Raw genomic sequence first — 7,235 nt, 5'->3', positions numbered from 1 at the left:
CATTGGGCCCGGAATCAGCGTGATTCCGGGCCCAATGACTGGGTAGAAGCGCACCTTGGGGTGGTGCCGGTGTCGCGGCCGGTGTCGGCACCGGCCACCGCATCCGCGGCGTCGGCTACGCCGCGAGGGCCTGCCGCTCCGGGGTCGGGTCCGCCAGGGGCGGGTAGTCGACCTGGAGGTACGGGCGCGGGATGCGGTGCTCGCGGGAGAGCCGCGCGCGGACGCGCACGTGCCACGTCCGGTACGCCCAGACGGTCGCGACCGCCGCGACCAGCAGCGTCGCCACGGCTCCGATGAGCACCGCATACCGCGGGCCGAACGTCTCGCCGATCCAGCCGACCACGGGCGAGCCCAGCGGCGTGGTGCCGAGCAGCACCATCATGTAGATCGACATGACCCGACCACGCATCTCGGGCGCCACCGAGAGCTGGATCGCCGCGTTGGCCGACGTCAGCATGGTGAGCGACGCGAAGCCGACGGGGATGCACATGAGCAGGTAGCCCAGGTACGTCGGCATGACGGCCTGGATGCCCATCGAGATCGCGAACGCGAACGCCGCGCCCAGCACGAGCCGCACGCGCGGCCGCTCCCGCCGGGCCGCCAGGAGCGCACCCGCGAGCGAGCCGATGGCCAGCACGGATCCGAGGATCCCGTACTCGCCGGCGCCCCGCCCGAACTCGACGCGCGCCATCATGGCCGACGTGAGCTGGAAGTTCAGGCCGAACGTGGAGACCACGCCCATCACGACCATGATCACCACGATGTCGCTGCGCCCGCGGATGTAGGCGAGCCCCTCGCGGATCTGACCCTTGGCGCGCGAGGCGGTGGGCTGCACCCGCAGGTCGCGCATCCGGGTCAGGGCCAGGATGACGGCACCGAACGCGATGCCGTTGATGATGAACACCCAACCGGTGCCGACGGCGGCGATGAGCAGGCCTGCCACACCGGGACCGATGAGGCGTGCGGCGTTGAAGTTCGTCGAGTTGAGCCCGACGGCGTTCGCGAGCCGCTTGGTCGGCACGAGCTCGGCGACGAAGGTCTGCCGCACGGGCCCGTCGATGGCGCTCACCACACCCAGCAGGGTGGCGAACACGTAGACGTGCCACAGCTCGGCCGCGCCGGACAGCACCAGCGCACCGAGCCCGAGGCCCAGTACGCCCATGCCGCCCTGCGTGAGCATCAGGAGCTTGCGGCGGTCGACGCGGTCGGCCAGCAGGCCGGCCCACGCGGACAGGAAGATGTGCGGGATGAACTGCAGCGCGGTGACGATGCCCACGGCGACGCCGGAGTTGTTGGTCAGGAGGGTCAGTACGACCCAGTCCTGCGCCACGCGCTGCATCCAGGTGCCGATGTTGGCGACGAGAGCGCTGGCGAACCAGAGACGATAGTTACGATATTTAAGGCTGGCGAAGGTTGCGCTCATCGAGCGGCGATCCGGATCAGGAGCTCGCTGGCTCCTGCAAGGATCTCTCTCTCCTCTACGGTCAGTGTGGACAGCTGTTTGGTGAGCCATGCGTCGCGACGACGCCGGGTCTCGGCGACCTCGCGCTCGCCCGCCGCGGTGAGGCGGACGACGACCTGTCGCCTGTCGGTCGCGTGCTCGACCTTCTCGACGAGGCCGAGCTCAGCCAGGGTGTTCACTGCTCGGGTCATCGACGGCGGCCGGACGCGCTCGTGCTCGGCAAGGGAGCCGGGGGACATCTCGCCGTGCTTGTGCAGCACCGTCAGGATCCCGAACTGCCCCTCAGGGAGGTCGGCCTCGCCGCGCTCGGCGCGCAGGCGACGGGACACTCGGGTGAGGGCGACACGGAGGTCGCCCCCGACGGTCGCCGGGCTTCGGCTGGACCTGCGGGAGCTCGACGGCACCCACGACAGTCTAGATCATTAGCCTTGCTAACGGTACGTGGGTGCGGTCACACCACCGGCGTCCGACGGCGCTGCCTGGCGGCGGAAAGCACACGGCCCTGGGAACGACGAAGCGCCCGACCCTGTGCGGGGGCGGGCGCTCCGAGGCCGGAACGGCCGAGGGTCAGCGCGCGCGGTTCGACTGCGCGAACTGAGCGACGCTCGGCTGGAGCTCCTGCTGCACGCTCTCGAACCGCTGCCCCTGCTCGCTGTGCGCCTTGAGCCGGTTCTCGAACTCGGCCTGCGTGCGCAGCTCGTCCTCGGTGGGCCACAGGCCGATCCCGAGGATGAGGAGGAACGTGACCACGCTGACCGCCATCACGAGCGGCACGAGCAGCTGCATCGTCGACGCGCCGGCGGGGACGGTGTCGACGGGGTTGACGACGGAGACGCCGGCCATGCCCGTGTAGTGCATGCCGGTCACCGCGATCCCCATCACCAGGGTGGCCACGATGGTCGCGAGCATGCCGCGGATGTGGACCGTGCACCACAGCGCCGCGGTCGCCGCGACGATCGCGATGGCGACCGACGTGATGACGTAGACCGGGTTGTAGACGACCTGCGCGGACATCTCCATCGCTTCCATGCCCATGTAGTGCATGGCCGCGACGCCGGAGCCGGCGAGCGCGCCGCCGACGAGCATCGCCGGCAGCTTGCGCTTGCCCAGCTCGGTGATGAACAGGCCGGCGCCGACCACGACGATCGCGATCGCCGCGCTGAGGAGGGTCTCGGGGATGTTGTACCGGATGGTCACGCCCGAGGCGGAGAAACCGAGCATGGCGACGAAGTGCATCACCCAGATCCCGGTACCGCCGAGGGCGATGGCGCCGAAGACGAGCCACGCCGCACGTGCGCCGCCCGAAGCCGCTCGGGCTCTGGACGTGCACGCAAGGCCCGTCGCTGCGCCGGTGCACGAGATCGCGTACGCCAGGATGGGCGTCACGATCCCGAAGGTGAAGTGGTCGATCACTGGCATCTTGTTGAACAGCCCCTCAGAATGGTTCCCTCTGTTGCGGAAACGTTACAGAGTCCCTGTGTACCGGACAATAGGCAGAACTCCCCGTCGAAGGGGTATTGCGGACGTGATCAGGCTGGTCAGAAGCGTTCGACGAGATAGTCGATGCACGCGGTGAGCGCGGCGACGTCGTCGGGCTCGACGGCGGGGTACATGCCGACGCGGAGCTGGTTGCGCCCGAGCTTCCGGTAGGCGAACACGTCCTGGACGCCGTTGGCGCGTAGCTCGGAGAGTACCCGTCCGGCGTCGATCTCGTCGGTCAGGTCGATGGTGCCGACCACCGTGGACCGCTCCTCCGGGCGCCGCACGAACGGCGTCGCCCACGGGCGGGCGTCGGCCCAGGAGTAGAGGGTCTCGGCCGACGTCGCGCACCGCTCCGCCGACCACTTCAGGCCGCCCTGCTCCAGGAGCCACTCCACCTGGTCGGCCAGGAGCAGCAGCGTCGCGATGGCCGGCGTGTTCAGGGTCTGGTCCAGGCGCGAGTTCTGGATCGCGGTGGTGAGGGACAGGAACTCCGGCACCCAGCGGCCCGAGGCCTCGATCCGCGCCGCGCGCTCGACGGCCGCGGGGGAGAGGACCGCCAGCCACAGGCCGCCGTCGGCGGCGAACACCTTCTGCGGGGCGAAGTAGTAGGCATCGGTCTGGCGCAGGTCGACCGGCAGCGCGCCGGCCCCGGACGTCCCGTCGGTGAGCACGACGGCGCCGTCCGGCCCGGACGGGCGCAGCACCGGGGCCATGGCCCCGGTGGAGGTCTCGTTGTGCGGGGTGGCGTAGGTGTCGACGTCGTCGGCGGCCTCCAGGTAGGCGACCGTGCCCGGCTCCGCCTCGATCACCTGGGACGGCTCGAGGAAGGGCGCCCGCGACGTGGCGGTGGCGAACTTGGCGCCGAACTCGCCGAAGGACGCGTGCTGCGCCTTGCGTTCCACGAGGCACAGCGTGGCGACGTCCCAGAAGGCGGTGGAGCCGCCGTTGCCGAGCGCGACCTCGTACCCGTCGGGCGCGCCGAGCAGCTCCGTGACACCCTCGCGAATGCGGCGGACCACGTCCTTGACGGGCGCCTGGCGATGCGAGGTACCGAGCACGTGGGCGTTCGCCACGAGATGATCTACCTGTCCCGGGCGCACCTTGGAGGGGCCTGAGCCGAAACGGCCGTCGGTGGGCAGCAGGTGTGTCGGGATTGTCAGTGGCACAGAACTAGACTAGAACCTGGGCCGACGCCCGGGGCGCCGAGCCCAGGGCGACTGGACGGCTGCGTGCATGACGGGAGCTGACGTGACGGATCTGATCGACACCACCGAGATGTACCTCAAGACGATCTACGAGCTCGACGAGGAGGGCATCACCCCTCTGCGCGCGCGCATCGCGGAGCGCCTGGGGCACTCCGGACCGACGGTGTCGCAGACGGTCGCGCGCATGGAGCGCGACGGACTCGTGATCGTGACCGGGGACCGCCACCTGGAGCTCACCGAGCTCGGGCACGACAAGGCGATGCGCGTGATGCGCAAGCACCGCCTCGCGGAGCGCCTGCTGACCGACGTGATCAAGCTCGACTGGGAGCACGTGCACGTCGAGGCCTGCCGCTGGGAGCACGTGATGAGCGACCTCGTGGAGAAGCGCCTCGTCGGCCTGCTCGACCACCCGCACCACGACCCGTACGGCAACCCGATCCCCGGCCTGTCGGAGCTCGGCGAGGCCTACACCGACGTGCCGTTCCTGGCCGGGGTCATCTCGCTGCCCTCCGCGTTCGAGGCGGCGGCGAAGAAGGGCGTGAAGGGCGAGCCGCTCGCGGCGTCCCTCACGCGGATCGCGGAGCCGCTGCAGACGGACGTCGAGCTCCTGGCCCGCCTGTCCGACGCCGGCCTCGTGCCCGGCTCGCGGATCACGGCCGAGCTCAGCGACGGGACCTACACGGTGACCGTCGACGGCGCCGGGACCGCGCTGGAGCTCGGCGAGGACCTGGCGCGCCACCTCTTCGTCGCGACCGCCTGAACCGCACCCCGAGGGTGTCCCAAACCTTCCGCTTTGTCGGAAAGGTGAGGCCACGTTCCCGACACGCCATGACATTCGTTGCCGGAACGTGACATCGGGGGTGAGGTCGGGTACGTTCGGACCGCTCCCGCGGAGTTTATTCCGAGGGAGTCTCCGGACGGACGCCGAACTCTGTCACCGGCCGGGGCCCCAAGACGACCGCATGACAGAGGCGGGGGACCCACCGTTGGGCGCCAGGGTGCGTCCTAGGGGTGAAGCCGGGTAATCCTTCGGGAATGCACGGCCGGGTGATTTCTCCCACCCGAACCCGACAGCTGACCTCGAAGGCGTACAAGGAGAGGTACTACGTGACCGCACGTACCACCCGCGCACGCCATCGTGCTGCGCGACGCCCCGTGACTCCGCTCACCGAGCTTGCTCAGAACGCCGCCGTTGGTCGTCGTACCGCGGTTGCCGCCGCAGGTGGCGCGCTCCTGGTCTCCACTTTCGGTGGCGCGATGGCAGCGCAGGCCGCTCCGATGGAGACCGGCCACGCCAAGATGAACTCGGTGGACCTCAACGCGCTGACGTCCCAGGCCCGCGAGTCCCTGTCGAACGCACCTGTCGTGACCGTCGCGCCCGACGCCGAGCTGAGCGTCGAGAAGTCCGCCGTCTCGGTGGTCTCGGCCGCCGACAACGAGGACTACCAGGCCGAGCTGGCCGCCCAGGAAGCCGAGGAGGCCGCTGAGGCGGCCGCCGCCGAGGCGGCAGAGGCCGCGGCCAGCGCCGTGTCGACCGCCTCCTCGTCCGTCGACATCCCGGCGTCGGCGATCGGCAACTCCGTGATCTCCATCGCCAGCCGCTACATCGGTGTCCCGTACGTCTCCGGCGGCTCCAGCCCGAGTGGTTTCGACTGCTCGGGCTTTACTTCGTACGTCTTCGCGCAGCTCGGTATCTCGCTGCCGCACTCCTCGTCGGCGCAGGCCGGCTACGGCACCCAGGTGCCGGCGTCGCAGGCCCAGCCGGGCGACCTGATGTGGACCCCCGGGCACGTCTCGATCTACGCCGGTGGCAACACCATGATCGACGCGTCCAAGCCGGGCACCGTGGTCGACTTCCGCACCATCTGGCAGTCGAACCCCACGTTCATCCGCCTGGGCTGACCGCAGCCACGCAGTACCGCAGCAGAGCGCCTGTCCGGGAAATTCGGGCGGGCGCTCTGCTTTGCCATCTTTCTGCCGTCTTTTTGCCTCCGGACACCCACGACCGGCGCCCCGCCGGTAGCGTTGGAGGGCAAAGATGCACTGCTGAGGAAAGGACTGGCGATGACACGATCCGAGGTCGTACTGGTCGGGGTGGACGGATCGGCCGCGAGTCTGCACGCGCTGGACTGGGCTACCGCCTACGCGCACCGCGTGGGCTGGGCGCTGCACATCGTGTGCAGCTACTCCCTGCCGTCGTTCACCGCCGCGTCGCTCGACGGCGGGTACGCCGCGCTGGACGACACGACGATCCAGGAGGGCGCCAAGGCGGTCCTGGTCGAGGCGGAGAACCGCGTGGCCGACGCCGGGGTCCGCGCCACGACGGAGGTCGCGACCGGTGACGCCGCGGGCGTGCTCGTGGAGCTGTCCGCCGACTACGGGCTCGCCGTGGTCGGGACCCGGGGCCGGGGCGGGTTCACGGAGCGGCTGCTGGGCACGGTGTCGTCCGCGCTCCCCGCACACGCGAAGTGCCCGGTGGTGGTGGTGCCGCTGCGCGCCGAGACCAACCGCGGCGTCTCCTGGACGCCGCCGGACCTCGAGTCGGACGAGCCGGCCGCTGCGCCGGCCGCGTCGGACGCCGAGGCGGGCGGGGTCGCCGAGATCCGGGAGGTGCGCCGGATCGTCGTCGGCGTGGACGGGTCGCCGCAGGCCGAGCGGGCGCTGCAGCACGCGATCGTGCAGGCCAACGCGTGGGGTGCGGAGCTGACCGCCGTCACGGGCGTGCCCGTGGGGAACGCCGGGATGCTGGCGTGGCTGCCGTCCTCGATCGACCGGGAGCAGGTGCTGGCCGACATCGGTGCCGGCATGGACGTGCTGATCGACCGGTACGAGGCCCTGAACCCGGGCCTGCGGATCCGGCGGATCGTGCTCGACGGCACGGGCGCCGAGCTGCTGACGGAGTTCTCGACGGCGTCGGACCTCGTGGTCGTGGGCTCACGCGGTCGCGGCGGCTTCCGCGGGCTGCTGCTGGGCTCGACCAGCCAGGCCGTGCTGCACCACGCGGCGTGCCCGGTGCTCGTGGTGAACAAGCACTGCCCGGAGTAACCCAGCACGACGTGTCAGACCCTCAGGTCACCCGGGTGACC

7 protein-coding genes and 1 riboswitch are annotated in these 7,235 nt (G+C 70.4%); of the genes, 3 read left to right on the top strand and 4 right to left on the bottom strand.

Annotation, left to right across the window (positions count from 1 at the left end; genetic code table 11):
- Window positions 1–115: 115 nt before the first annotated feature.
- The 4 genes from ACFWEJ_RS25255 to serC form a co-directional block, all read right to left on the bottom strand.
- Window positions 116–1,423, bottom strand: coding sequence for an MFS transporter (locus ACFWEJ_RS25255; RefSeq protein ID WP_377231926.1), 1,308 nt, complete (start codon window positions 1,421–1,423; stop codon window positions 116–118).
- Window positions 1,420–1,791, bottom strand: coding sequence for a MarR family winged helix-turn-helix transcriptional regulator (locus ACFWEJ_RS25250; protein WP_377231925.1), 372 nt, complete (start codon window positions 1,789–1,791; stop codon window positions 1,420–1,422). The genes ACFWEJ_RS25255 and ACFWEJ_RS25250 overlap by 4 nt, the downstream gene beginning before the upstream one ends.
- Before the next feature lie 238 nt (window positions 1,792–2,029).
- Window positions 2,030–2,881 carry an MHYT domain-containing protein gene (locus tag ACFWEJ_RS25245; RefSeq protein ID WP_377231924.1) on the bottom strand — a complete coding sequence of 284 codons (852 nt, stop codon included), beginning with the start codon at window positions 2,879–2,881 and terminating at the stop codon, window positions 2,030–2,032.
- 119 nt (window positions 2,882–3,000) lie between these two features.
- Entirely contained in the window at window positions 3,001–4,110 is a 1,110-nt protein-coding gene (gene serC / locus ACFWEJ_RS25240; RefSeq protein ID WP_377231923.1) for a phosphoserine transaminase, read from the bottom strand.
- 82 nt (window positions 4,111–4,192) lie between these two features.
- Here serC and ACFWEJ_RS25235 point away from each other — a divergent pair, with 82 nt between their 5' ends.
- From ACFWEJ_RS25235 to ACFWEJ_RS25225, 3 genes are all read left to right on the top strand, one after another.
- The gene (locus ACFWEJ_RS25235) at window positions 4,193–4,909 is read left to right on the top strand and encodes a metal-dependent transcriptional regulator (RefSeq protein ID WP_036964626.1); all 717 of its coding nucleotides are present in this window, start codon (window positions 4,193–4,195) and stop codon (window positions 4,907–4,909) included.
- 152 nt (window positions 4,910–5,061) lie between these two features.
- Window positions 5,062–5,254: riboswitch (cyclic di-AMP (ydaO/yuaA leader) on the top strand.
- Window positions 5,255–5,406: 152 nt separating this feature from the next.
- Window positions 5,407–6,051 carry a C40 family peptidase gene (locus tag ACFWEJ_RS25230; RefSeq protein WP_377231922.1) on the top strand — a complete coding sequence of 215 codons (645 nt, stop codon included), beginning with the start codon at window positions 5,407–5,409 and terminating at the stop codon, window positions 6,049–6,051.
- Window positions 6,052–6,213: 162 nt separating this feature from the next.
- Window positions 6,214–7,194 (top strand): universal stress protein, encoded by a 981-nt coding sequence (locus tag ACFWEJ_RS25225; RefSeq protein WP_377231921.1) that lies wholly within the window; start codon window positions 6,214–6,216, stop codon window positions 7,192–7,194.
- Window positions 7,195–7,235: the final 41 nt, after the last annotated feature.

This window comes from Promicromonospora sp. NPDC060204, from assembly GCF_042728455.1.
Classification (GTDB): domain Bacteria; phylum Actinomycetota; class Actinomycetes; order Actinomycetales; family Cellulomonadaceae; genus Promicromonospora.
The sequence above is the reverse complement of the archived record's forward strand: the minus strand, read 5'-3'. Positions and strand labels throughout refer to the sequence as shown.